Consider the following 24,637-nt stretch of genomic DNA (forward strand, 5'->3'; position numbering starts at 1 on the left):
CCCGTGTTTAGATATTTCGAGCGCCTTGTCGATCCCTATACGCCGTATGAGGAGACCGACACACCGCCCACGCGGCTATGGCCGTTCCTGTGGGACTACACCAAGCCGTTCCACCGCATCTTTGCGGTCACGGCAGGGCTGTCGACGCTTGTCGCCTTCATCGAGGTCGGACTGATCGGCTACCTTGGGCGGCTGGTCGATCTGCTGGACAAGGACCCGCGCGTCTTCTGGGGAGATCACGGGCTGGAGCTGATCGCGATGGCGGTCTTTTTCCTGACGCTGCGGCCGCTGATTCAGACCGCGCACACGGCGCTTCTGAACCAGACGATCAACCCGAACCTGACGGCGCTGTCGCGCTGGCGGGCGCACCGGCAGATCATGCGGCAAAGCGTCGGATGGTTCGAAAACGACTTTGCCGGGCGCATTGCAAACCGCGTGATGCAGACGCCGAACGCCGTGGCTTCGGTGATGAACCAGTTCTTCGAGGCCGTCGCCTTTGCCGCCGCCTATCTGATCGGGGCCTTTCTGCTGCTGGCGGATGCGGACCTGCGGCTGGTGCTGCCGCTGCTTGCGTGGTTCATCCCCTACCTGATCCTGCTGCGCTGGGTGATCCGGCGGATCAAGCCTGCGTCGCAGGCATCGTCGGACACGCGCAGCATCGTGACGGGGCGGATCGTGGACGGCTACACCAACATCCACTCGGTCAAGATGTTCGCCCATTCGGACGCAGAGCTGACCTATGCGAAGGATGCAATCGAAGGGTCGCGGACGACGCTGATGCGCGAAATGCGGCTTTATACAATCATGGACCTGACGCTGGTGTTCCTGAACGGCGTGCTCGTCGTGGGAGTCGTCGGTTGGGCGCTGTCGCTGTGGTTGGGCGAGCTGGCGACGGTCGGCGTCGTCGCATCGGCCGCCGCACTGGTGCTGCGTCTGAACGGCATGAGCGGCTGGATCATGTGGGCCGTCAGTCAGTTGTTTCAGGAACTTGGCGTCGTGGCCGAAGGGCTGGAGACGATCGGCCAGCCCGTGACCCTGAATGATGCAAAGGGTGCGCGCCCCTTGGCCGTAACGGTGGGACAGATCGAGGTGGATCGCCTGACACACCACTATGGCAAGGCGCGTGGCGGTCTGGACCGGATCGACCTGACGATTCCTGCGGGGCAGAAGGTCGGTCTGGTTGGGGCATCCGGTGCCGGGAAATCGACCCTGATCAAACTGCTTTTGCGGTTCTACGATGCCGAAGGCGGCGTAATCCGCATCGACGGGCAGGACATCGCCGGGGTGACGCAGGATTCGCTGCGGCATGCCATCGGGATGGTGCAGCAGGACTCTGCTTTGCTGCATCGGTCGGTGCGCGAGAACATCCTTTACGGTGCGCCCGACGCGAGCGAAGCGGCGATGATCGCGGCCGCCCGACAGGCCGAGGCGCATGATTTCATCCTGACGCTGGAGGATGCCGAGGGCCGCAAGGGGTATGACGCGCGGGTCGGTGAACGTGGCGTGAAACTGTCGGGCGGACAGCGTCAGCGGATCGCGCTGGCGCGGGTGATCCTGAAGGACGCCCCGATCCTGATGCTGGACGAGGCGACGAGCGCGCTGGATTCCGAAGTCGAGGCGGCGATTCAGGACACGTTGGAAACGATGATGGAAGGCAGGCGGTGATCGCCATCGCGCACCGCCTGTCCACCATCGCGCGCATGGACCGGATCGTCGTGATGGACGAGGGGCGCATCGTAGAGGACGGCACACATGACGCCCTGCTGGCATTGAATGGCCGCTACGCCCGATTCTGGGCACGGCAATCGGGTGGTTTTCTGGGGGAAGATGCATGAAGTTCGCTGACTGGATCGACCCCTTTGCCCGCGCATCGGGTCCGCCGCCCGGCACGCTGGTTGCGTTCCTGCGCTGGGCGCTGCGCGGCAGCTTTGGCGCGATGGGGGCCGGGGCGGTCATCAGCACGATTGCGGGCGTGCTCGAGGTGCTGGCGGCGCTGATCCTTGGCCGAGTTATCGACTCGGCTCTGGCCAGCGATGCCAGTGTCTATTTCGGCGAAAATGCGTGGTTGCTGTTCGGTGTTGCGGCATTCTTCATCGGGGTGCGACCGCTCGTGCTGGGTCTGTCCGGCATGATGCAAAGCGTCGTGGTGGCACCTGCGGTCTACAACCTCGTGCTGTCGCGCCTGCACCGGCACACGCTGGGACAGGCCGTCACGTTCTTTGATAACGACTTTGCCGGGCGCATCAGCCAGAAGCAGATGCAGGCGGCGCGGGCGACCACTGATCTGGGCGTCGATACGATCAACACGGTGTTCTTCGCACTCGCCTCCGTGCTGGGGTCGATCATCCTGCTGACGGATATCGACGCCTGGGGTGCGGTCGTCCTGACCTTGTGGATGTTGGCCTATATCGGGCTGATCCGCGCCTTCATGCCGCGCATCCGCGCAACGTCGAAGCAGCGTGCGGGCAGCCGCGCGATGGTGACGGGACAGGTCGTTGACACGATCACCAATATCAAGACGGTCAAGCTTTTCGCCCACGCCGACCACGAGGACCGCGCCGCCACCGATGCCATGGAAAAGTTCCGCGAGGATTCGCTGGGCTTTGGCTGGGTCAGTGCCGGTTTCCGGTTCTGGCTGATGACGCTGGCTGGCATCCTGCCGGTCCTGCTGGTCGGCATGACGCTGTTGCTGTGGCAACGGGGGGCGGCTTCGGCGGGTGACATCGCGATTGCCGGCACCATCGGACTGCGGCTGGCGCAGATGACCGGCTGGGTCAGTTTCACGCTGATGGGCATGTATTCCAATGTGGGCGAGATCGAGGATGCGGTGCGCACCCTGTCCAAGCCGCACGCCCTGCCGGATGCCGATGATGCGGTCGATCTGGACCTGAGCGCCGGGCGCATCACGCTGGCCGACGTGACCTTTACCTACGGCGGCGGCGAAGGCGGTCTGCGGAACGTGTCACTGGACATCGCGAGCGGTGAAAAGCTGGGCATCGTCGGCGGGTCGGGTGCGGGCAAATCCACGCTCGTGGCGCTGCTGTTGCGGCTCTATGACCCTGAAAAAGGTTCTGTCTGCATCGATGGGCAGGACCTGCGACAGGTGCGGCAGGAAAGCCTGCGACGCAAGATCGGGATGGTCACGCAGGAAACCGCGATGTTCAACCGATCCGCCCGCGACAACATCCTCTATGGCGCGCCAGACGCGACCGAGGATCAGATCAAGGGTGCCGCGGCCCGTGCGGAGGCAGAGGCGTTCATCGCGAACATTCGCGACCATGCCGGGCGCAGGGGCTATGACGCGCATCTGGGCGAACGCGGGGTCAAGCTGTCCGGTGGGCAGCGGCAGCGGATCGCCATTGCCCGCGCGATTCTGAAGGACGCGCCGATCCTGATCCTTGACGAGGCGACAAGTGCGCTGGACTCCGAGGTCGAGGCCAGCATCCAGGATGCGCTTGACGCGGTGATGGAAGGCAAGACCGTCATCGCCATCGCGCACCGCCTGTCCACCCTGCGCCAGATGGACCGGATCATCGTGTTGGACGCAGGCCGCATCGTCGAAGAAGGCACGCACGACGCGCTGCTGGCGCAGGAAGGGCTTTACGCCCGCTATTGGAACAGGCAATCGGGGGGCTTCATCAGCGTAGAGGACGCAGCGTGAGCCTGACGATCGAGAGTCTGACCCATCTGGGTGCCGGTCGCGGCGACGACGGGACGCTGGTGCCGCGCACGTTGCCCGGTGAAGAAATCGCATTGCGGCCCGACGGGACGGCCCAGATCCTCGTGCCATCGGCGCAGCGAGTCAGCCCGCCTTGCCGCCATTTCAAGACCTGCGGCGGTTGCGCCTTGCAACACGCGACCGACGATTTCGTGGCAACGTGGAAGCAGACGGTGGTCGAACGCGCTTTGCATGCACACGGGCTGGAGCCTGTATTTCGGCCCATTCACACCTCGCCCGCGCAATCGCGGCGGCGGGCAAAGTTTGCCGGTCGGCGCACGAAGTCGGGTGCGATGGTCGGGTTCCATGCGCGGGCCTCGGACGTGTTGGTTGCGGTCCCGGAGTGCCAGCTGGTCACGCCCGCGTTGCTGGCGGGCCTGCCGATGCTTGAAGCCCTGACGGTCATCGCGGCCTCGCGCCGCGGAGAGGTTGCGCTGACCGTGACGGACAGTGCGGCAGGGCTGGACGTGCTGGTGCAGACGGATCAGCCGTTGACCGACCAGCTGCGCATCGACCTCGCGGAATTTGCGCAGACGCACGGTCTGGCGCGGCTGACATGGGTCGATGAAACCGTCGTGACGCTGCGCGATCCGGTGCAGGTCTTTGGACCCGCCACGGTGACACCGCCGCCCGGTGCCTTCTTGCAGGCGACTGCGGACGGTGAGGCTGCGCTGCGCGAGGCGGTTTCCGAGATCGTGGGCGACGCCGCGCGGGTCGTCGACCTGTTCGCGGGGTGTGGCACATTCAGCCTGCCCTTGTCGCGTCGATCAGAGGTGCTGGCGGTCGAGGGCGAGGCTGCGATGGTTGCGGCGCTCGACAAGGGATGGCGGGCGGTGCAAGGTGCCAAGCGCGTCACCGGCCTGACTCGCGACCTTTTTCGCCGGCCGCTGGAACCGGACGAGTTGAAGCCCTTTGACGCCACCGTGATCGACCCGCCACGCGCCGGCGCCGCAGCGCAGGTTGCGACGCTTGCGAACAGCGGGATCGCGCGGATCGCGATGGTGTCCTGCAATCCGGTGACCTTCGCGCGGGACCTTGCGACGCTGGTTGCCGCCGGATTTGTGGTGGATTGGGTTCAGGTCGTCGACCAGTTTCGCTGGTCGCCCCACGTCGAGATGGTCGCATCGCTCACGCGGGCGTGACCGCAGACCCGAACCCAAGGCTTTGCCGGGCAACCATCGTCGTGTATCGAATCCCAGCAGGTCGGCAGTAGACCGACGGGAATCTTGGCGGGCAGGCACAATGTTGAATCGACGTTTCATGATGATGGGCGCGCTTGGCGCGCTGTTGACGGCCTGCGGGGCTACACCCAGCAAGTTCCGCACGTACGATGGCCCGCCCGTGACGCGGGTGCAGGTGTTCAAGGGTCAGCGCAAGTTGCAGCTTCTCAGTGGGAACAACCTGCTGAAACAATACGACATGGAAATGGGGTTCGCGCCCGAAGGGCACAAGTTCATCCAGAACGACGGGCGCACGCCGGAAGGGGCCTATCGCATCGACCGGCGCAATCCGAACAGCCGTTATCACCTGTCGCTTGGAATTTCCTATCCCGATCTGGAAGACATCGCGCGTGCCAAGGCGATGGGCAGGTCGCCCGGCGGCGATATCTTCATCCACGGCACGCCCACGAATTTCCGCGTTGCGAAGGATTGGACGTGGGGTTGCATTGCCGTGACCAACGACGAGATCGAGGAGATCTATGCGATGGTGAAGGACGGCACGCCGATCTTCATCTACCGCTGAAGATTATTGCAGCGGCGGCAGGGGGCTGGTGTCGAAGCTGGCAACCTGCGGTGCCTGCGCAACAGGCCCTGTGCCGATCGTCATGACCCACCACAGCTTGCCAGCGGGTTCCTGAAACCAGGCCAGACCCATCTTGCGTGCAGCAGGATCAAGCACGACGCGGCGGGTGTCGGGCTGCTTCATCCAGGCGGCCAGCGTTTCAAGCTCTGTCTCGAAGGATTCAGAGATGTTCTCGCCCAGAATTCGACCCTGAAAGCCGACACGCCGGGCCCGATCCAGTGTCGACGAACCGTCTGACCCGAACAGCCAGGGGCGGTTCTGGACGCTCATGTCGCGGGCATGGGTGGCACCAGCGGCATTCAGCAGCGGATCGAGTTCAACGGGCGGGACACCGGCGGCAGCGCGCAGGGTGTTGACGCTGTCCAGCATGCGGAACTGGATGTTGTCCGTATCGTCCGGCCCGATGCGATAAACCTGCGGCAGGGGGAGGCCGTCGGGGCCGATACGACCCGCGGGGGCGCGGGCGCAGGCCGCAAGGGCAAGGGCCGCAAGCCCGATCATCACGTTCCGTCTGCGCATGGTGCGTCCTTTTATGCTTTGCGACCTCTTAGCGGCAAGCGCGCGCTACTTCAAACGGGACGTGTGCCTTTTGGCGGTGAAGTGATTACCGCAGTGGCGCGTCCGTCGGTTTCGATCCCAGCGCACCCGACAGCAAGAAGCTGACCAGCACCAGCGGCAGGCCGATGCCAAAGGTCCAGCGCAGGCCCGCGTGTTCTGCGACGAACCCGAGGAGCGGCGGTCCGAGCAGGAAGATCACGAAAGAGAATTGTGCGAGGGCCGCGACGTTGATTGCGGCGGGCCGGTCGCTGCGCTGTGCGGCGGCCGACATCGCCAAGGGAAAGATCGCGGCCGTACCCGCGCCGATCAGCGCGAACCCGATCAGGGCCACGGCCGCAGTGGGCGCGAAGAACACGACGACCACGCCCAGCGCCATGCCGCCCTGCATGACCCGCGCGACGAAGTCTGGTGCATGGCGGTCGACGATGCGGTCGGCAAAGTAGCGCGTGATCGCCTGGCTGAGTGCGGTCGTGGCCACGGCGAGGCCACCGAGGAATGGCACCGTGTCGAAGACGGAGCTCATGTAGATCGCGGACCAGTCGATGCTGGCACCTTCCAGCAGCATGGCCGAGAGCGACACGCCGACCAGCACCATGATGCCAAGCGTCGGTTTGGCGATGGCGGGGCCGGAGTCCGCGGTTTCCGTGCCGCGTTTGGGGGCGGGCTGGAAATCGCCCAGCAGCAACCACACGGCGGCGCAGATCAGCGGCACGATCAGCGCAAGGTGCATCCCGGGCGACACACCAAGCTGTGCCATCGCTGCCCCGAAGATGCCGGCCCCGAAGAAACCGAAGCTCCAGAAGGCGTGGGCACGGTTCATCACGCGACGGCCCAGCACGGCCTCGACGCGGTCCGCCTCGACGTTCACGATGACCTCTGTGGCACCCATCGTCAGGCCGGCGGGGATCAGCAGCAGGAACAGCGCAAGCGGTCCCGGGGCGTGAACCGCGATGGCAAAGCAGAGGGCCATGGCGGGCAGCAGCGTGAACAGCGCGCGGCGGTGACCGAAACGGGTGATGATGGGGGCTGCCACAGTCAGGGCGATCAGGGTGCCGGTCGGCGTGCCGATCAGCGCCAGTCCCAGCGCACCTTCTTCGATTCCCATCGCCTGCTTGATGTCGGGCAGACGCGGAAAAAGATTGCCCAGCGCAAAACTGTAGATCCCGAAAGACGCAAAGACGCGCTGATGTGGGGCAAGGCGGACGGAGAGGGGCATGAGAGCGCTTTCGGAAATGATCGCGCGCACATAATCACGGGTTCAGCGCGGGGCCAATGGGCCGGTTTCGCCCTGAAAGGGCGAAGCCTTCGGCGAGAGTTTATCTGGCCAGATGAATGCGGATGATCGTGCGTCGTGGTTCAGGCCTTGAGCCAGCCCGCCAGGTTCTGGTCGATGATGCCGCACAGCGCGTCGATGTGGGCGGGATCGTCGTTCAGGCAGGGGATGTAGGTGAACTTCTGGCCGCCTGCGTGTTCAAACGATTCGCGGATTTCCTCGTTGATCTCTTCCAGCGTCTCGATGCAGTCGGCTGAAAACGCAGGGGCACAGACGGCGATGCGCCTGATGCCTTCCTCTTCGGCCAGACGGGCAACTTCCTTGACCGTGTAGGGCTTCAGCCATTCCTCGGGCCCGAAACGGGACTGAAAGGTCGTGCGGATCTGGGTCTTGTCCCAGCCCAGTCGTTCGCGCAGCAGCCGCGTCGTCTTCTGGCACTGGCAGTGGTAAGGATCGCCCTCGCGCAGATAACGCTCCGGGACGCCGTGGTAGGAACAGACCAGGACCTCGGGTTTTTCGGCCGCGGCGGCATAGGCTCGTTCGATCGACTGCGCGAGGGCGTCGATGTAAGCGGGGTCCTCGAAGTAGGGGTCCACGATACGGGCGGTGGGCTGCCATTTTTCCTGCATCAGGGCCTGAAAGAACTTGTCGTTTGCGGTGGCCGATGTGGCACCGGCGTAGTGGGGATAGAGGGGGAAAAAGAGGATTTTCGTGCAGCCGTCCTCGACCATTTCGCGGACCTTGGATTTCGTGGATGGGTTGCCGTAGCGCATGCAGAAATCGACACGGACGTCGTCGCCATGGCGGGCCTGCATCTGTGCCTTGATTGCAGCGGTTTGCGACTTGGTGATCGTCAACAGGGGGCTTTCGTTCGCGTCTTCGTTCCAGATCGATTTGTAGTTGGCACCGGACGTAAAGGGACGCTTCGACAGGATCACCAACTGCAACAGCGGCTGCCACACCCAGGCAGAATAATCCACGACGCGCTTGTCCGACAGGAACTCGGACAGGTAGCGTCGCATCGACCAGTAATCGTAGCCGTCAGGCGTCCCGAGGTTGGCGACGAGGATGCCGACGCGAGCCGGCTTGATCGCGGGATGATCCGGGGCCGCGTGCACGGGGCAGGTGGCGGGGCGTTCGGTCGGCTTCTGGTCGAACATGTCCATCTTCTTTCCTGTCCCGTCGTCAAGGGCGTCAGATAACGGGAATTCGCCACAGGTCAATCACCATGCGGTTTAAGCGGTGTTTCCGCCGTGCCCAATGCGTCAGCCAGTCGCGCCGTGGCGGAACCGGGGCGTAGCGGTTGCGGCTGGGTGTCAGCAGGCGCCCAGCCGGTCAGGGTCACCACCTCGAACGTGGCGATGATGCGACCGTCGATGGCGAAATAGGTCGCATAAAGGGCGGCGGCCGTGTCGAAGACGGCGCGGCGGGTCGGGCGACGCAGGCGGTTCGCGAGCGCGTTGCCCTCGCCCATCGCGCGCAGATCGCGCATCAGGGCATGGGCGTCGGCATAGGTCACGCGGATCGTGTCGCTATCCGCGACCGGCAGGGCAAAGCCTGCGCGCTGCAAAAGCCCGCCTAGGTCGCGGATTTCGCCCATGGGCGCGATGCGCGGCGACAGGCCGCCGGTCACGCGCGATTCGGCCTCGGCCAGGCAGGTGCGCAGTTCGTGCAGGGTCTGGCCACCGAACAGCGTGCCGACGAACAGCCCGTCGGGCATCAGCGCGCGGCGCGACTGGACAAGCTGGCCGACAAGGTCGTTCGCCCAGTGCAGGGACAGGTCATGGATCAGCAGGTCGTGGGCGGCCACTTGGACCGGCAGCGTCTCGGCATCGGTGATCGAGGCGGCGTCCGGCAGGATGCTGGCCCAGATATCGGGCGTGGGCGTCACGATCAGTGGCGTTGTAAACGACCTGTTAACCTCTTGCAGTCTTTCATGGACATCGGCGGCAACGCGGTCGCGCAGGAACAGGTCGCGTGCTCGGGCGCGATTGCGGGACAGGGCAACGGTGTCGGTCAGGGTCTGCATGGGGGTCATCTAGGGGTTGGCGATGAAGATGCAAAGCGTGATCCGGGCGATCTATCCGCCGCAATGCGTCGCCTGCGAGGCGCAGACGGCAGACGATCATGGCCTGTGCGGTGCCTGCTGGCGCGACACGCAGTTCATTCACGGGTTGACCTGCGACGCTTGCGGCACGCCGTTGATGGGCTCTGGCAGTGGCCCGTTGCACTGCGACGACTGCATGACCATTGCGCGGCCCTGGGATCAGGGGCGGGCGGCGCTGGTCTATGACGGAATCGGGCGGCAGTTGGTGTTGAACCTCAAGCATGGCGACCGCACCGACCTTGCCGTCCCGGCGGCGAAGTGGATGCTTCATGCGGGGCGGCAGATCGTGCGACCCAACATGATCGTCGTACCCGTGCCGCTGCATTGGTCGCGGCTGATCGCGCGCCGCTACAATCAGGCGGCGCTGTTGTCGCGTCTGGTGGCGCGGGGGCTGGGGGCCGCGCATGTGCCGGATGCCCTGCGCCGCGTGAAACGCACGACGAAGATGGAGGCGGTGGGGCGCGAAGCCCGCTTTGCCGCGTTGCAGGGGGCGATGACGCATCACACCGGACGGGCGCATCTGCTGGCGGGGCGCGACGTGCTGATCGTGGACGATGTGATGACATCCGGCGCGACGCTGGCGGCCGCGACAGAGGCGGTGCGGGCCGCAGGCGCACAGCGGGTCTGCGTCCTGACACTGGCGCGGGTGGTGAAGGAGACTTAAGTAAGAGGAAAGCCAAGGAGCCTGCCCATGAACACCGTCGAGATCTACACCACGCCCACCTGCGGCTACTGCCATGCGGCCAAGCGGCTGCTGTCGTCGAAGGGGGTCAGCTTCACCGAAATCTCGGTCATCCAGCATCCGGAAAAGCGGGTCGAGATGACCCAACGTTCTGGCGGGGGGCGCACGGTGCCGCAGATCTTCATCGGGCAGACTCATGTCGGCGGATGCGACGATCTGTTTGCGCTGGAAAAGGCAGGCAAGCTGGACACGATGCTGAAGGCATGAGGGCGGCTCTGGTCCAATTGACCGCCAGCGACGATCCGGCGGCGAACCTGACCGTGACTCGCGATTTCGTGGCCGCCGCTGCGGCGCAGGGGGCCACACTGATCTGCACGCCCGAGGTCACGAATTGCGTCAGTCAGGACCGGGCGCGGCAACGCGAGGTTCTGCAATCAGAGGCCGACGATCCGACGCTGGCCGCCCTGCGCGACGATGCGGCGCGGCTGGGGGTCCGGATCGCGATAGGATCGCTCGCGGTCAAGACGGACGATGCGGACGGGCGCTTTGCCAACCGTAGTTACCTGATCGGGCCGGATGGCGCGATTGCCGCACGATACGACAAGATCCACATGTTCGACGTCACGGTGTCCGACACCGAAAGTTATCGCGAATCCGCAGGCTATCGGCCGGGGGGCCGCGCCGTGCTGGCACGGACGCCGGATGCGGCGCTGGGCCTGACGGTCTGTTACGACCTGCGGTTCCCGCATCTGTACCGCGACCTTGCGCAAGCGGGCGCAGCGGTTCTGCTGGTGCCGTCGGCATTTTCGCCCGTCACCGGGGCGGCGCATTGGGAAACCCTTTTGCGCGCGCGCGCGATCGAGACGGGGTGCTTCGTGCTTGCGGCAGCGCAGACGGGCACGCACCTGACCACGTCAGGCAAGGCCCGGCAAACCTGGGGGCACAGCGTCGCCGTGGCCCCTTGGGGAGAGGTGTTGGCGGATGCGGGCACGGTGCCCGGTGTCACCGTGGTTGATCTGGATTTGACTTTGGTGGCACAGTCGCGGGGGCGCGTGCCGTCGCTGACCCACGACCGCCCCTATGAAAGTCCCCGATGACCGATCAGACCCAACACCTTGCCGTGACGCTGTTCAGCGAGCTGTTGGCGGTCGATCAGCTGGCCCGGGCGAGCATGGCGCGGGTGTTGCCAAAGGGAATGGAGCTTTCGCATTTTTCGGTGCTGAACCACCTCGCGCATAGCGGGGCGGAACGCACGCCCGCACAGCTTGCACAGACGTTTCACCTGACGCGCGGGGCCATGACGAACACGCTGTCGAAACTGGAATGGGCGGGGTGGGTGCATGTCCGGCCCGACTGGGACGACGCGCGGCGCAAGCTGGTCGCGATCAGCCCGGCCGGGATGGCCGCGCGCAATGCCGCGATTGCCGCGATCAGCCCGCTGGTGAGCGAGGTCGTGGCCAAGGTCGGTGAAGAGAAGGTGCGCGCGACGCTGCCTGTCCTGCGCGAGTTGCGGGCGAAGCTCTCTGATCCGACCTGAAGGCCGGAGCGCGCCGCGCGGGAGTTTATTTGGCCAGATGAAGACGGATCGGTTCACGCGGGTTTCGTCGCGGCGGTGACGTAATTGACCGACAGGTCGTCGGGCGAGGTGGACCAGGTGAACGCGAGGAAGTTGAAGACGTAGCCGGTGCGGTCCACCGGGGTCAGACCGGCCTTGCGCAGAAGCTCGAAGAGTTCCTCGGGGGTGATGAACTTGTTCCAGTCATGGGTGCCCTTGGGCAGCCAGCGCATGACCCATTCCGCGCCGACGATGGCCATCGCAAAGGATTTCGGATTGCGGTTGATCGTGCTGCACAGGTGCAGTCCGCCGGGTTTCAGCAACTGCTGGCAGGCGGTCAGATAGCCTTGCGGGTCGGCCACGTGTTCGACGACCTCCATGTTCAGGACAACGTCGAATTGCTCGCCTGTCGAAGCCAGCGCCTCTGCGGTGCCGACGCGGTAGTCGATGGACAGGCCGGACTGTTCGGCGTGGATCTGCGCCACCGGAATATTCCGGGGGGCGGCGTCGACGCCAACGACTTCGGCCCCAAGACGCGCCATCGGTTCGCAGAGCAAGCCGCCGCCGCAGCCGATGTCGAGGATGCGCAGCCCGGCAAAGGGCCTGTCGGACGACAAATCGCGATTGAATTCCGCAGCCACCTGCCGGGTGATGTAGTCGAGCCGGACGGGATTCATCATGTGCAGCGGCTTGAACTTTCCGGTCTCGTCCCACCACTCCTCTGCCATCGCCTCGAACTTGGCGACTTCTGACGCGTCGATGGTGTTGGTGGTCATCGGACCCTCCGGCAATGTGATGTGGGCATGGTTTTGCCCGTTGCGACCCTATATAGGTGTTGCATGGAAAACGTCCCGAGCCAAAAGAGCGCAGCCGCGTATTTGTATCCGCCCAGCGATCCCTTCGATCAGCGGGTGCTGGACGTGGGCGATGGGCACAGGGTCTATGTCGAACAGTGTGGCAATCCGGTGGGAATCCCCGTCGTGGTGCTGCACGGCGGTCCCGGCGGCGGGTGCAGTCCGGCGATGCGGCGGTATTTCAATCCCGACAAGTATCGCGTCATTCTGTTCGACCAGCGTGGCTGCGGACGGTCGCGGCCCCACGCGTCGGTCCTGTCGAACACGACATGGCATCTGGTCGCGGATATCGAGCTGATCCGCGAGACGCTTGGCATCGACCGCTGGATCGTCTTTGGCGGAAGCTGGGGCGCAACGCTGGCGCTGATCTATGCGCAGTCACACCCGGACCGCGTGGCCGCGCTGGCGCTGCGCGGCGTGTTCCTGATGACGCAGGGCGAACTTGACTGGTTCTATGGTGGCGGGGCCGGGCGGTTCTGGCCCGACCTGTGGGACCGCTTTGTGCGGATGGTGCCCGAGGGCGAGCGTGACAACCTGATCGCGGCCTACCACAAGCGGCTGTTTTCCGGCGACATGATGGAAGAGACGAAGTTCGCCCGCGCCTGGGCACAGTGGGAAAACGCGCTGGCGTCGATGGACAGCGACGGCGTGACGGGCGAAAGCCCGGCCGACTATGCCCGCGCCTTTGCCCGATTGGAGAATCATTACTTTCACCACAGCGGCTGGCTGGACGCGGATCGCCAGATACTGGCGCGGACCGATCGGCTGGCGCGGATTCCCGGTGTCATCGTGCAGGGGCGTTACGACATGATCTGCCCGCCCCTGTCGGCATGGACATTGGCGCGGCAATGGCCTGCGGGCAAACTGACGCTGGTGGGGCGCGCGGGCCATGCCCTGTCGGAACCTGGCATCAGCGCGGAACTTGTGCGCACGATGGATCGGTTCGCGGCGGAACGGGACCGCCTGGGTCTGTAGAATTGCGGCCTTGCGGTTTGCGCGGCACTGGCCTATATGCCTTCTCAACAGCGGCGTGCTGGCCTCCACCCCCAGCGCCCAACCGGAATTGTAACGGGCCGCGCGCCCGTTTTTTTGTGCTTGGAGGAATCCATGAACGACCTGATCGCCAAGGCGGCCATCGACCGCAGGATCGCAGAGATCGTGACCCCCGTCATCGAGGACATGGGGTTCGAGGTCGTGCGGATCCGCTTGATGACCGGCAAGGAATCGACCCTGCAGATCATGGCCCAGAAGCCCGACTGCACGATCGAGGTTGACGATTGCGGCCAGATCAGCACCGCCGTCAGTGCCGTACTGGACGTGGAGGACCCCATTCTGGACAACTACACGCTAGAGGTCAGCAGCCCCGGCATCGACCGGCCGCTGACCCGGCTGAAGGATTTCGAGCAGTGGCAGGGGTTCGAAGCAAAGCTGGAAACCGATCAACTGATCGACGGACGCCGCCGGTTCAAAGGTGAACTTGCCGGTGTCGAGGACGACGAGGTGCTGATCACCATCGCCGCCGGCGACCACGGCAAGGACGAGGTCACCATCGGTCTGAAATTCGACTGGCTGTCCGACGCCAAGCTGGTGCTGACGGACGATCTGATCCGCGACGTGCTGCGCGGACGCAAGGACGCGGGCCAGATCGACGAGGCCCAATTCGACGAGATTGAAACCATCATTGATGGGGATGAGGAGAACACCTGATGGCCATTACTTCCGCAAACCAGCTGGAGCTGTTGCAGACCGCCGAGGCGGTCGCGCGCGAAAAGAACATCGATCCCGGCCTCGTGGTCGAGGCGATGGAGGAATCGCTCGCGCGGGCTGCGAAGTCGCGTTACGGCGCTGAAATGGACATCCGCGTCAACATCGACCGCAAGACCGGGCGTGCGACCTTTACCCGCGTGCGGACTGTCGTGGACGAGGAAGACTACGAGAATTACCAGTCGCAGTTTACGCTGGAGACGGCGAAGGACTGGATGGAGAACCCGCAAATCGGCGACACGCTGGTCGAGGAAGTGCCCCCCGTCGAACTGGGCCGCATTGCCGCGCAGTCCGCCAAGCAGGTCATCCTGCAAAAGGTCCGCGAAGCGGAGCGTGACAAGCAATACGAAGATTTCAAGGATCGCGCCGGCACGATCATCAACGCGCTGGTCAAGCGCGAGGAATACGGCAACGTCATCGTGGACGTGGGCTCTGGCGAGGCGATCCTGCGTCGCAACGAGAAGATCGGCCGCGAAGCCTATCGTCCCGGCGACCGCATCCGCTGCTACATCAAGGACGTGCGCCGCGAACAGCGCGGGCCGCAGATCTTCCTGTCGCGGACGGCGCCGGAGTTCATGGCCGAGCTGTTCAAGATGGAAGTGCCCGAGATCTACGAAGGCATCATCGAGATCAAGGCCGTTGCCCGCGACCCCGGTTCGCGTGCCAAGATCGCCGTCATTTCCTATGACAGCAGCATCGACCCGGTCGGTGCCTGCGTCGGTATGCGGGGTTCCCGCGTGCAGGCCGTCGTGAACGAGCTGCAGGGCGAGAAGATCGACATCATTCCGTGGAACGAGGACATGCCGACGTTCCTTGTGAACGCGCTGCAACCGGCCGAAGTCTCGAAGGTCGTGCTGGATGAAGAAGCCGGCAAGATCGAGGTCGTGGTGCCCGAGGAGCAGTTGTCGCTGGCCATCGGCCGTCGCGGTCAGAACGTGCGGCTGGCATCGCAGTTGACCGGCCTGGATATCGACATCCTGACCGAGGAAGAGGAATCCAAGCGTCGTCAGGCCGAGTTCGAGCTGCGCACGAAACTGTTCATGGACACACTGGACCTGGACGAATTCTTTGCGCAACTGCTGGTGTCCGAAGGGTTCACCAACCTGGAAGAAGTCGCCTATGTCGAATTGGAAGAGCTTCTGGTGATCGAAGGCGTGGACGACTCCACCGCCGCCGAATTGCAGGCGCGCGCCCGCGACTACCTTGAGGCGCAGAACGCCAAGGCACTGGCACGCGCCCGTGAGCTTGGCGTCGAGGACAGCCTTGTGGGATTCGAAGGCCTGACCCCGCAGATGGTCGAGGCGCTGGCCGAGGACGGCGTCAAGACGCTGGAAGACTTCGCGACCTGTGCCGACTGGGAACTGGCTGGCGGCTGGACGGTTGTGGACGGTCAACGTCACAAGGACGAAGGCGTGCTGGAAAAGTTCGAGGTCAGCCTCGAAGAGGCACAAAACCTCGTGATGACCGCCCGCGTGATGCTGGGCTGGGTCGATCCGGCAGACCTTGTCAGCGACGCGGACGACACCGATATGGAAGAGGAGGCAGAGGCGTAAGCGCCTCTGACTTGACCCGATGACCCGTGGCGGATTGAAGAAGAACCCAGAGGACGGCCCGGAACGGCGGTGCATCGTCACCGGCGAGACGCAGCCGAAGTCCGGGTTGATCCGCTTCGTGGTCGGACCGGACAACCTTGTCGTGCCTGACATCTTGGGCAAGCTGCCCGGACGTGGTATGTATGTGGCATCCACCCGGGATGCACTGGACAAGGCCAGGAAGGGCCAGTTCAGCCGGTCGGCAAAGGCACCGGTCACCGTGGCCGATGGATTGACGGAAGAAGTCGAACGGCAACTGGTCCGGCGCACGCTGGACCTGATCGCGATGGCCCGCAAGGCGGGACTGGCGGTCTGCGGGTTCGAGAAGGTCAAGGGATGGCTTGCGGGCGGTGCCAACGTGCGCGTCCTGCTGCAGGCCGGAGATGGGTCAGAGCGCGGCAAGGCCAAGCTTTGGACGCCCGAAGGGGCAAGATATTACAGTTGCCTGAGCGCGACTGAATTGGGTTTGGCATTCGGGCGGCAAAGTGTGATACATGGCGCGCTCGCGACTGGTGGACTCAGTGACCGTGTTGTAGAGGAAGCCGCAAGACTGCGCGGCATCCGCGAGATTGACGACGGCAATATGGCTGTCGGGAAGGATACATAGCTAGATGAGCGATACTGACGGCAAGAAACCACTGGGCCTTGGCGGGTCGCGTCCGAGCAACGTGAAGCAAAGCTTCTCTCATGGCCGGACCAAGAACGTCGTTGTGGAAACCAAGCGCAAGCGCGTGGTGGTTCCCAAGCCCGGAACGCCGGCACCCAAGACCGGAGTCGCCGCGGGATTGCCTGCGGGCGGCGATCCGTCAAAGCGGCCTGCGGGCATCTCTGACGTCGAACTGGCGCGCCGGATGAAGGCGCTTGCGCTGGCCAAGTCGCGCGAAGTCGAGGAAGCCGCCAAGCGCGACTCCGAAGAGAAGGTGCGCGCTGAAGAGCGTGAGCGCCGCCGTGCCGACATCGAGGCCAAGGAGGCCGAGGATCGCGAGCGCGAAGAGCGCGCGAAGGCCAAGTCCGAAGAGGAAGATGCGAAACGCCGTGCCGTCGAAGACGCGAAGAATGCGCCGGCTGCCGTGATCGACGCCCCACCGGGCGTGACCGAGGTGGATCGTCCCACGTCTTCCGCCCCGCGCAAGGCGACGGAACGCGACCGCGAGGCGCAGACGCGCGACACGACAAAGCCGTCCCGCCAGGACGATGCCCGTCGCGGTGGCAAGCTGACGCTGAACGACGCGCTGACCGGCCGCGAAGGCGGTCGCCAGCGGTCGATGGCGCAGATGAAGCGCAAGCAAGACCGTGCCCGCCAGAAGGCGATGGGCGGTCAGGTCGAGCGTGAAAAGGTCGTGCGCGATGTGCAGCTGCCCGAGGCGATCACCGTCGGCGAACTGGCGAACCGCATGGCCGAACGGACATCGGACGTCGTGAAGGAACTGATGAAGATGGGCATGATGGTCACGCAGACCGAAACCATCGACGCTGACACCGCAGAACTGCTGATCGAGGGATTCGGCCACAAGGTCGTGCGCGTCTCGGACTCGGACGTCGAGCAGGTCATCGACCTTGTCGAGGACAAGACATCCGACCTCAAGCCGCGCGCACCGATCATCACGATCATGGGCCACGTCGACCACGGCAAGACGTCGTTGCTGGACGCGATCCGCAAGACGCGTGTCGTCGCCGGCGAGGCGGGCGGCATCACCCAGCACATCGGGGCCTATCAGGTCGTGACCGACAAGGGTCAGACGCTGTCGTTCCTCGATACGCCGGGCCACGCCGCATTCACGTCGATGCGGTCGCGCGGTGCACAGGTGACGGACATCGTGGTGCTGGTCGTGGCGGCGGACGATGCCGTCATGCCGCAGACCATCGAGGCGATCAACCACGCGAAGGCCGCCAAGGTCCCGATGATCGTGGCGATCAACAAGATGGACAAGCCCTCGGCCAATCCGGACAAGGTCCGGACCGATCTGCTGCAGCACGAGGTCATCGTCGAGAAGATGTCCGGCGATGTGCAGGACGTCGAAGTGTCTGCCGCGACCGGCATGGGCCTTGATAACCTGCTGGAAGCCATCGCGCTTCAGGCGGAAATCCTGGAATTGCGGGCCAACCCCGACCGCGCCGCTTCCGGTGCCGTGATCGAGGCGCAGCTTGACGTGGGTCGTGGTCCCGTCGCGACGGTTCTGGTCCAGAACGGCACTCTGCGTCAGGGCGACATCTTTGTCGTCGGCGAACAGTGGGGCAAGGTCCGGGCGTTGATCGACGACAAGGGCGACCGCGTGAAAGAAGCCGGTCCGTCCGTCCCCGTCGAGGTCTTGGGTCTGAACGGCACACCAGAGGCCGGCGACGTGCTGAACGTCGTCGACACCGAGGCGCAGGCCCGCGAGATCGCCGATTACCGCATGAAGGCCGCCAAGGACAAGCGCGCCGCCATCGGGGCCGCGACGACGCTGGAACAGCTGATGGCGAACGCCAAGGCGAACCAGAGCGTCAGCGAGCTGCCCATCGTGGTGAAGGCCGACGTGCAAGGCTCTGCCGAAGCGATCGTGCAGGCGATGGAGAAGATCGGCAACGACGAGGTGCGCGTCCGCGTGCTGCACTCGGGTGTCGGTGCCATCACCGAGACGGATATCGGTCTGGCTGAAGCCTCGGGCGCGCCGGTCATCGGTTTCAACGTGCGGGCCAATGCGACGGCGCGCAACGTGGCCAACCAGAAAGGCGTGGAAATCCGGTACTACTCGGTGATCTATGCCCTCGTGGACGACATCAAGTCGGCGGCCTCTGGCCTGCTGTCCAACGAGATCCGCGAAAAGTTCATCGGCTATGCCAACATCAAGGAAGTCTTCAAGGTCTCCAACGTGGGCAATGTCGCGGGCTGTCTGGTCACGGAAGGCGTGGCGCGGCGATCCGCTGGCGTGCGTCTGTTGCGTGACAACGTGGTCATCCACGAAGGCACGCTGAAGACGCTGAAGCGGTTCAAGGACGAAGTGTCGGAAGTGCAGTCCGGTCAGGAATGCGGCATGGCGTTCGAGAACTACGAGGATATCCGCCCCGGTGACGTGATCGAAATCTTCGAGCGCGAATCGGTGGAACGGTCGCTGTAAGGCCGGACCCACGGCATTGCAAAAGGCCCGTCAGCACTGCTGGCGGGCCTTTTTCTTTGAGTTTATTTGGCCAGATGAATGGGATGGACGGTGCTTCGGACTGCCATCGCGCCGGGAAGATGCCGCTCAGAGCCAGTCGCGCAGGATCGGGATGAGGGGGATGTCGGCAGGCGGCATCGGGTATTGCGTCAGGTCGTTCGCGCGCACCCATTTGAGTGTCTGCCCCTCGCGCCCCTGCGGCGTGCCTTTCCACTTGCGGCAGGCATAAAGCGGCATCAGCAGGTGAAAGTCGTCATAGGTGTGGCTGGCGAAGGTCAGCGGGGCCAGGCAGGATGCCCAGGTGTCGATGCCGAGCTCTTCCTGCAATTCGCGAATCAGGGCCTGTTCGGGCGTCTCGCCCGTGTCGACCTTGCCGCCGGGAAATTCCCACAGGCCCGCCAGGGATTTACCCTCGGGCCGCTGGGCCAACAGGACACGCCCGTCCACATCGATCAGCGCGACGGCCGAGACGAGCAGGATCTTCACGACCGATAGTCGGCGTTGATCGTGATGTATTGATGGGTCAGGTCGCAGGTCCAGACGGTGCTGGTGCCGTCTCCCAGGCCAAGATCGACGTTGATGTCGATCTCCTGACCCTTCATGTAAGCGGCGCATTTATCTTCGGAATACTCCGGCGCACGCCAGCCGTCGCGGGCCAGCACCAGATCGCCGAGCTTGATCGTCAGCGTGTCGCGGTCGGCCTGCGCGCCGGACTTGCCGACGGCCATGACGATGCGTCCCCAGTTGGGGTCTTCGCCTGCGATGGCGGTCTTGACCAGCGGACTGTTCGCCGTCGCCATTGCGACAAGGCGGGCGTCGGCGTCCGACACGGCACCGGTCACGTTGATCGTCACGAACTTCGTGGCACCTTCGCCGTCGCGGACGACCTGATGGGACAGGTCCAGCATGACGGCGTGCAGCGCATCCTCGAACGCGGTGTTGCCGGTGACATCGACGCCAGAGGTGCCGGTGGCAGCCAGCATCAGGCTGTCGGAGGTCGAGGTGTCGCTGTCCACCGTGATGTTGTTGAACGTCCTGTTGGTCAGGCGTGCCAACATGTCCTGCAGCGGTTGGAATGCGATTTTCGCATCGGTGAAGATGTAGACCAGCATCGTCGCCATGTCGGGGGCGATCATGCCGGACCCCTTGGCGATCCCGGCAATCTTCACGGGTTTGCCGCCGATGGTGACGGTCTGGGTGGCACCTTTCGGGAAGGTGTCCGTGGTCATGATGGCGCGGGCAGCATCGGCCATTGTGGTGGCGGCCTGTGCGGCCTTCAGCTCTTCGATCTTTGCCACGATACGATCGTGCGGCAACGGTTCGCCGATCACGCCGGTCGATGCGGTGAAGACCCGCGCGGGGTCGATACCGGTTGCCGCAGCGACGGCGTTGCAGATCGCGTCAACCGATCCGGTGCCGGCCTTGCCGGTGAAGGCGTTGGAATTGCCGGAGTTCACGAGGATCGCCGCAGCGCCGTCACCGACCCCCAGCTTGGTCTGACAGTCGAGGACGGGAGCAGAGCGCGTGGCGGACCGGGTGAAGACACCGGTGATCGTGCTGCCGGGTGCCAGAAGCGCCAACATCACGTCGGTCCGGTTCTTGTATTTCACCCCCGCTTGCGCAGCCGCGAATGTGACGCCGTCAATGACCGGCAGGTCTGGAAAGGCAGCTGGCGCGAGCGGAGAGACGGTCATGGATCAGTTCTCCAGCAGGCCGAGGTTTGTCAGCACGGCCGGATCGAAGGCATCGGGTTCCGGCAGGGTGATGTCGGCCGCGGCTCGCAGTTCCTCGATCTTCGACAGGATGACCTGTTCCTGCAGGTTGCTGACGATTTCGCCCTGCACTTCTTCCAGCGGCGGCACGGCCTTTTCGCGGGTCTCGTTCAGCCTGATGACATGCCAGCCGAATTGGGTCTGCACCGGGTCAGAGATGCCACCGGCCTCCATGCCGCCGACGGCCTGTTCGAATTCGGCGACCATCTGACCGGGACCGAACCAGCCCAGTTCCCCGCCCGCGGGGCCAGAGGGGCCGGTCGAGACCTCTTGTGCGACTGCGGAAAAATCTTCGCCGCCGTCGATGCGCTCTTGTGCGGCAATCGCTTCTTCTTCGGTCTCGACCAGCAGGTGGCTGGCGTTCCATTCGGTGACCGGCTCTGCCGCTGCATTGGCCGACAGTTCGTCATAGGCGGCTTGGATGGCCTCATCGGTGACGGCGGTTTCGGTCAGGCCGGCAATGACTTCGCCGGCGCGCAGGGACCGCGCCTCGTTCGCCAGGGCCCAGTCGACGCGCGCGGGCGCATCGGTCAGACTGTCGGCCAGAAGCTGCTGCTGCACGATCTGATCCAGCACGCCCTGAAAGATCACGTCGGCCGGAAACTGGTCGTACTGCTGGGGCAACTGCGCGCGGGCGATCATCATCTGGCCCAGTGTGATATCGGTGCCGTTCACGGTGGCGACGACGGCGGCAGGGTCGCCCGTCGGGGCGGGCGCTTCTGCTGCCGGTGCTTCCGTGGCTGGTGCTTCGGTGGCGGGGGCCTCTGTCGTCGGTGCGATCGCGGCCGGTGCTTCGGTGGCGGGAGCCTCGGTGGTGGTGTCCTGTGCCTGTGCGGCTGTGGTCAGGGTCAGCGCCATAGCGGCGGTGCCCAGTAAATAGGTCATACGGTTCATGGATTGGGTCCTTGCACTCTGCCCCTGACAGGGGCGCAACGTTGACAGTTTTCAGCCCGCCCCTTACATCGCTGTCAAGCCTTGAGGGGGCTGGTCTTGGGCCCTGTTTAGGGGCCTTGGCGCAAGCCGACAAGCGACCTCCTCTCAATTCGGTATCACAGAGGCGGCAAGAGCCCGCTTGGAGAGAACATGCTGGGTCTGTCATCCATCGCGAAGAAGGTCTTCGGGACCAATAACGACCGCAAGGTCAAGGCCGTGCGTCCCATGATCGAAAAGATCAACGCGCTGGAGCCCGAGTTCACCGCCCTGAGCGACGACCAGATCAAGGAACGCACACAGGCCCTCGCCGAACGGGCAAAGGGTGGCGAAAGCTTGGATGCGCTACTGCCCGAAGCCTTTGCCAACTGCCGCGAGGCGGCGCGCCGTGCCTTGGGTCTGCGAGCCTTCGACACGCAGTTGATGGGCGGCATTTTTCTTCACCAAGGTAACATTGCCGAGATGAAGACGGGCGAAGGCAAGACCCTTGTGGCGACCTTTCCCGCCTATCTGAACGCGCTGTCCGGCAAGGGCGTGCATATCGTCACCGTCAACGACTATCTTGCCCGCCGCGACGCCGACTGGATGTCCAAGGTCTATACCGCGCTGGGTCTGACCACCGGTGTCGTGGTGCCGCAGCAGCCGGAAGCGGAAAAGAAGGCCGCCTATCAGTGCGACGTGACCTATGCGACGAACAACGAGCTTGGCTTCGATTATTTGCGCGACAACATGAGGTCGGAGCTGTCGCAGATGAATCAGCGCGCCCACAATTACGCGATCGTCGACGAGGTTGACTCCATTCTGATCGACGAGGCGCGGACGCCGCTGATCATCTCTGGGCCGGCGCAGGATCGCAGCCAGATGTACCGCGACATCGATACCATCGTGCCCGGTATCGTCGCCGAGCACTACACGCTGGATGAAAAGCAGCGCACTGTCGTGTTCACCGACGAAGGCAATGATTACCTTGAGGATGCGCTGTCGCGCGCCGGTCTGCTGCCCGAGGGTCAGACGCTCTATGATCCGGAAAGTGCCTCGCTGGTGCATCACACCAGTCAGGCCCTGAAGGCGCACAAGCTGTTCGCCAAGGACAAGGACTACATCGTGCGCGACGATGAAGTCGTGCTGATCGACGAGTTCACGGGGCGCATGATGTCCGGCCGCCGCCTGTCGGACGGCCTGCATCAGGCAATCGAGGCCAAGGAGGGCGTGTCCATCCGGCCCGAGAACGTGACCCTGGCGTCAGTCACGTTCCAGAATTATTTCCGCCTTTACGACAAGCTGGGCGGCATGACCGGCACGGCCCTGACCGAGGCGGAAGAGTTCAAGGAAATCTATGGTCTTGGTGTGGTCGAGGTGCCGACCAACCGGCCCATCCAGCGCCGCGACGAGCACGATCAGGTCTATCGCACAGCGCGCGAGAAATTCGAAGGCGTCGTGAAGGAAATCAAGGACGCTCATGGCAAGGGGCAGCCGATCCTTGTCGGCACCACCAGCATCGAGAAGTCGGAGTTCCTGTCGAACCTTCTGAAGGGCGAAGGGATTGTCCACAACGTCCTGAACGCACGCCAGCACGAGCAGGAGGCGCAGATCGTCGCCGATGCCGGCAAGTTCGGCGCCGTGACCATCGCCACCAACATGGCCGGTCGCGGCACCGACATCCAGCTTGGCGGTAACGTGGAATTAAAGGTGATCGAAGCGCTGGACGCCGATCCCGAGGCAAACCCCGATGAGATCCGCCAGCGGATCGAGGCGGAACATGCGGACGAAAAGCAGAAGGTGCTGGATGCCGGCGGCCTATTCGTGCTGGCCACCGAACGCCACGAATCCCGTCGGATCGACAACCAGCTGCGCGGCCGCTCCGGTCGGCAGGGCGACCCAGGCCGGTCGTCCTTCTTTCTGTCGCTCGACGATGACCTGATGCGCATCTTCGGGTCCGAACGGCTGGACAAGGTCCTGTCGACGCTGGGCATGAAGGAAGGCGAGGCAATCGTGCATCCGTGGGTGAACAAGTCGCTGGAGCGCGCGCAGGCCAAGGTCGAAGGGCGCAACTTTGACATCCGCAAGCAATTGCTGAAGTTCGACGACGTGATGAACGAACAGCGCAAGGTCATCTTTTCCCAGCGCCGCGAGATCATGGAGGCGACCGACCTGTCCGAAATCGCCGGCGACATGCGTCATCAGGTGATCGAGGATCTGGTCGACCAGCACATGCCTCCGCGCAGCTACGCCGACCAGTGGAATGTCGAAGGACTTTATGCCGACGTGATCCAGCATATCGGCGTCGATGTGCCGGTCATTGACTGGGCACAGGAAGAGGGCGTCGACGCAGAGGTGATGCGAGAGCGGCTGGACGCCGCCTCTGACGAACACATGGCCAAGAAGGAAACGGCCTTTGGCGTCGAGGCGATCCGCAATATCGAGAAGCAGGTCCTGCTGCAGACGATCGACGCGAAGTGGCGCGACCACCTCGTCACGCTGGAACACCTGCGGTCTGTCGTCGGGTTCCGGGGCTATGCACAGCGCGATCCGCTGAATGAATACAAGACCGAGGGCTTTCAGCTGTTCGAGCGTCTGCTGGACGGCCTGCGGCTGGACGTGACGCAGAAGCTGGGACAGATCCAGCCGATGACGCCCGAACAGCAACAGCAGATGATCGCGCAGTTGCGCCAGCAACAGGCGGCAGCGGTCCCTGCGGCGGCCCCCGAACCGGTGGTTGAACGTGCAACCTCGGCGCAAAGTCCCGGCGATGCCTCTGCCCGGACCGGCTTTGTCGAGGATGATCCCAGCACATGGGGCAACCCGGCCCGGAACGATGCCTGTCCGTGCGGGTCCGGCAAGAAGTTCAAGCACTGCCACGGCGCCCTGTGATTTCTTGCGGCATGGTGCGGA

General features: G+C 64.2%; 21 protein-coding genes and 1 pseudogene. 14 read left to right on the plus strand and 8 right to left on the minus strand.

The genetic code is table 11. The features are described from left to right. The first annotated feature begins 3 nt into the window (after window positions 1-3). The 4 genes and pseudogenes from ACOI1H_RS00930 to ACOI1H_RS00945 all read left to right on the plus strand — a co-directional run bounded on the left by ACOI1H_RS00930 (window position 4) and on the right by ACOI1H_RS00945 (window position 5,461). Window positions 4-1,835: pseudogene (locus tag ACOI1H_RS00930) on the plus strand (ABC transporter ATP-binding protein). Then, window positions 1,832-3,661: an ABC transporter ATP-binding protein gene (locus tag ACOI1H_RS00935; protein ID WP_422434836.1), complete on the plus strand. Its 1,830-nt coding sequence runs from the start codon at window positions 1,832-1,834 to the stop codon at window positions 3,659-3,661. The pseudogene ACOI1H_RS00930 and the gene ACOI1H_RS00935 overlap by 4 nt, the downstream one beginning before the upstream one ends. Then, on the plus strand, window positions 3,658-4,860 hold the full coding sequence (locus ACOI1H_RS00940; protein WP_422434837.1) for a class I SAM-dependent RNA methyltransferase: 1,203 nt from the start codon (window positions 3,658-3,660) through the stop codon (window positions 4,858-4,860). Before ACOI1H_RS00935 ends, ACOI1H_RS00940 begins: the two co-directional genes overlap by 4 nt. A 100-nt stretch (window positions 4,861-4,960) precedes the next feature. After that, window positions 4,961-5,461: a L,D-transpeptidase family protein gene (locus ACOI1H_RS00945; RefSeq protein WP_422434838.1), complete on the plus strand. Its 501-nt coding sequence runs from the start codon at window positions 4,961-4,963 to the stop codon at window positions 5,459-5,461. Window positions 5,462-5,464: 3 nt separating this feature from the next. Here ACOI1H_RS00945 and ACOI1H_RS00950 read toward each other — a convergent pair whose 3' ends face one another. From ACOI1H_RS00950 to ACOI1H_RS00965, 4 genes are all read right to left on the minus strand, one after another. Beyond that, window positions 5,465-6,040, minus strand: a complete 576-nt coding sequence (locus ACOI1H_RS00950; RefSeq protein WP_422434839.1) for a CAP domain-containing protein — start codon at window positions 6,038-6,040, stop codon at window positions 5,465-5,467. Window positions 6,041-6,125: 85 nt separating this feature from the next. Further along, complete coding sequence (locus ACOI1H_RS00955; protein WP_422434840.1) at window positions 6,126-7,295, minus strand: MFS transporter; 1,170 nt, start codon at window positions 7,293-7,295, stop codon at window positions 6,126-6,128. 140 nt (window positions 7,296-7,435) lie between these two features. Further along, window positions 7,436-8,518, minus strand: coding sequence for a ferrochelatase (hemH, locus tag ACOI1H_RS00960; RefSeq protein ID WP_422434841.1), 1,083 nt, complete (start codon window positions 8,516-8,518; stop codon window positions 7,436-7,438). 53 nt (window positions 8,519-8,571) lie between these two features. Continuing rightward, window positions 8,572-9,390: an SAM-dependent methyltransferase gene (locus ACOI1H_RS00965; protein ID WP_422434842.1), complete on the minus strand. Its 819-nt coding sequence runs from the start codon at window positions 9,388-9,390 to the stop codon at window positions 8,572-8,574. A 13-nt stretch (window positions 9,391-9,403) separates the two neighbouring features. Here ACOI1H_RS00965 and ACOI1H_RS00970 point away from each other — a divergent pair, with 13 nt between their 5' ends. Genes ACOI1H_RS00970 through ACOI1H_RS00985 form a run of 4 tightly spaced genes read left to right on the plus strand, consistent with a single transcriptional unit; the run spans window position 9,404 to window position 11,678 of the window. Then, window positions 9,404-10,123 carry a ComF family protein gene (locus ACOI1H_RS00970; protein WP_422434843.1) on the plus strand — a complete coding sequence of 240 codons (720 nt, stop codon included), beginning with the start codon at window positions 9,404-9,406 and terminating at the stop codon, window positions 10,121-10,123. A 27-nt stretch (window positions 10,124-10,150) separates the two neighbouring features. After that, a complete protein-coding gene (gene grxC, locus ACOI1H_RS00975) occupies window positions 10,151-10,408 on the plus strand; it encodes a glutaredoxin 3 (RefSeq protein WP_422434844.1) in 258 nt (85 codons plus the stop codon). Further along, window positions 10,405-11,238 (plus strand): carbon-nitrogen hydrolase family protein, encoded by an 834-nt coding sequence (locus ACOI1H_RS00980; RefSeq protein ID WP_422434845.1) that lies wholly within the window; start codon window positions 10,405-10,407, stop codon window positions 11,236-11,238. The genes grxC and ACOI1H_RS00980 overlap by 4 nt, the downstream gene beginning before the upstream one ends. Then, entirely contained in the window at window positions 11,235-11,678 is a 444-nt protein-coding gene (locus ACOI1H_RS00985) for a MarR family winged helix-turn-helix transcriptional regulator (RefSeq protein ID WP_422434846.1), read from the plus strand. The genes ACOI1H_RS00980 and ACOI1H_RS00985 overlap by 4 nt, the downstream gene beginning before the upstream one ends. A gap of 53 nt (window positions 11,679-11,731) precedes the next feature. On the opposite strand, the gene ubiG is transcribed toward ACOI1H_RS00985, so the two are convergent. Then, on the minus strand, window positions 11,732-12,472 hold the full coding sequence (ubiG, locus tag ACOI1H_RS00990) for a bifunctional 2-polyprenyl-6-hydroxyphenol methylase/3-demethylubiquinol 3-O-methyltransferase UbiG (RefSeq protein WP_422434847.1): 741 nt from the start codon (window positions 12,470-12,472) through the stop codon (window positions 11,732-11,734). 63 nt (window positions 12,473-12,535) lie between these two features. Here ubiG and pip point away from each other — a divergent pair, with 63 nt between their 5' ends. The 5 genes from pip to infB all read left to right on the plus strand — a co-directional run bounded on the left by pip (window position 12,536) and on the right by infB (window position 19,004). Continuing rightward, window positions 12,536-13,525 (plus strand): prolyl aminopeptidase, encoded by a 990-nt coding sequence (pip, locus tag ACOI1H_RS00995; RefSeq protein ID WP_422434848.1) that lies wholly within the window; start codon window positions 12,536-12,538, stop codon window positions 13,523-13,525. A gap of 132 nt (window positions 13,526-13,657) precedes the next feature. Continuing rightward, window positions 13,658-14,257 carry a ribosome maturation factor RimP gene (rimP, locus tag ACOI1H_RS01000; protein WP_422434849.1) on the plus strand — a complete coding sequence of 200 codons (600 nt, stop codon included), beginning with the start codon at window positions 13,658-13,660 and terminating at the stop codon, window positions 14,255-14,257. Continuing rightward, complete coding sequence (gene nusA / locus ACOI1H_RS01005) at window positions 14,257-15,867, plus strand: transcription termination factor NusA (RefSeq protein WP_422434850.1); 1,611 nt, start codon at window positions 14,257-14,259, stop codon at window positions 15,865-15,867. The genes rimP and nusA overlap by 1 nt, the downstream gene beginning before the upstream one ends. 19 nt (window positions 15,868-15,886) lie before the next feature. Beyond that, window positions 15,887-16,513 (plus strand): RNA-binding protein, encoded by a 627-nt coding sequence (locus ACOI1H_RS01010; RefSeq protein ID WP_422434851.1) that lies wholly within the window; start codon window positions 15,887-15,889, stop codon window positions 16,511-16,513. A gap of 4 nt (window positions 16,514-16,517) precedes the next feature. Next, window positions 16,518-19,004 (plus strand): translation initiation factor IF-2, encoded by a 2,487-nt coding sequence (gene infB / locus ACOI1H_RS01015; protein WP_422434852.1) that lies wholly within the window; start codon window positions 16,518-16,520, stop codon window positions 19,002-19,004. A gap of 126 nt (window positions 19,005-19,130) precedes the next feature. On the opposite strand, the gene mutT is transcribed toward infB, so the two are convergent. From mutT to ACOI1H_RS01030, 3 genes are read right to left on the minus strand one after another with little or no spacing between them, the layout of a single operon-like run. Further along, window positions 19,131-19,529 carry an 8-oxo-dGTP diphosphatase MutT gene (gene mutT / locus ACOI1H_RS01020; RefSeq protein WP_422434853.1) on the minus strand — a complete coding sequence of 133 codons (399 nt, stop codon included), beginning with the start codon at window positions 19,527-19,529 and terminating at the stop codon, window positions 19,131-19,133. Beyond that, entirely contained in the window at window positions 19,526-20,737 is a 1,212-nt protein-coding gene (argJ, locus tag ACOI1H_RS01025; protein ID WP_422434854.1) for a bifunctional glutamate N-acetyltransferase/amino-acid acetyltransferase ArgJ, read from the minus strand. The genes mutT and argJ overlap by 4 nt, the downstream gene beginning before the upstream one ends. Before the next feature lie 3 nt (window positions 20,738-20,740). Continuing rightward, window positions 20,741-21,709, minus strand: coding sequence for a peptidylprolyl isomerase (locus tag ACOI1H_RS01030; protein WP_422434855.1), 969 nt, complete (start codon window positions 21,707-21,709; stop codon window positions 20,741-20,743). Between the two features lie 189 nt (window positions 21,710-21,898). On the opposite strand from ACOI1H_RS01030, the gene secA reads away from it, so the two are divergent. Then, window positions 21,899-24,616, plus strand: coding sequence for a preprotein translocase subunit SecA (gene secA, locus ACOI1H_RS01035; RefSeq protein WP_422434856.1), 2,718 nt, complete (start codon window positions 21,899-21,901; stop codon window positions 24,614-24,616). The last annotated feature ends 21 nt before the right edge of the window (window positions 24,617-24,637 follow it).

This window comes from Loktanella sp. DJP18 (genome assembly GCF_049310965.1).
GTDB lineage: Bacteria > Pseudomonadota > Alphaproteobacteria > Rhodobacterales > Rhodobacteraceae > Loktanella.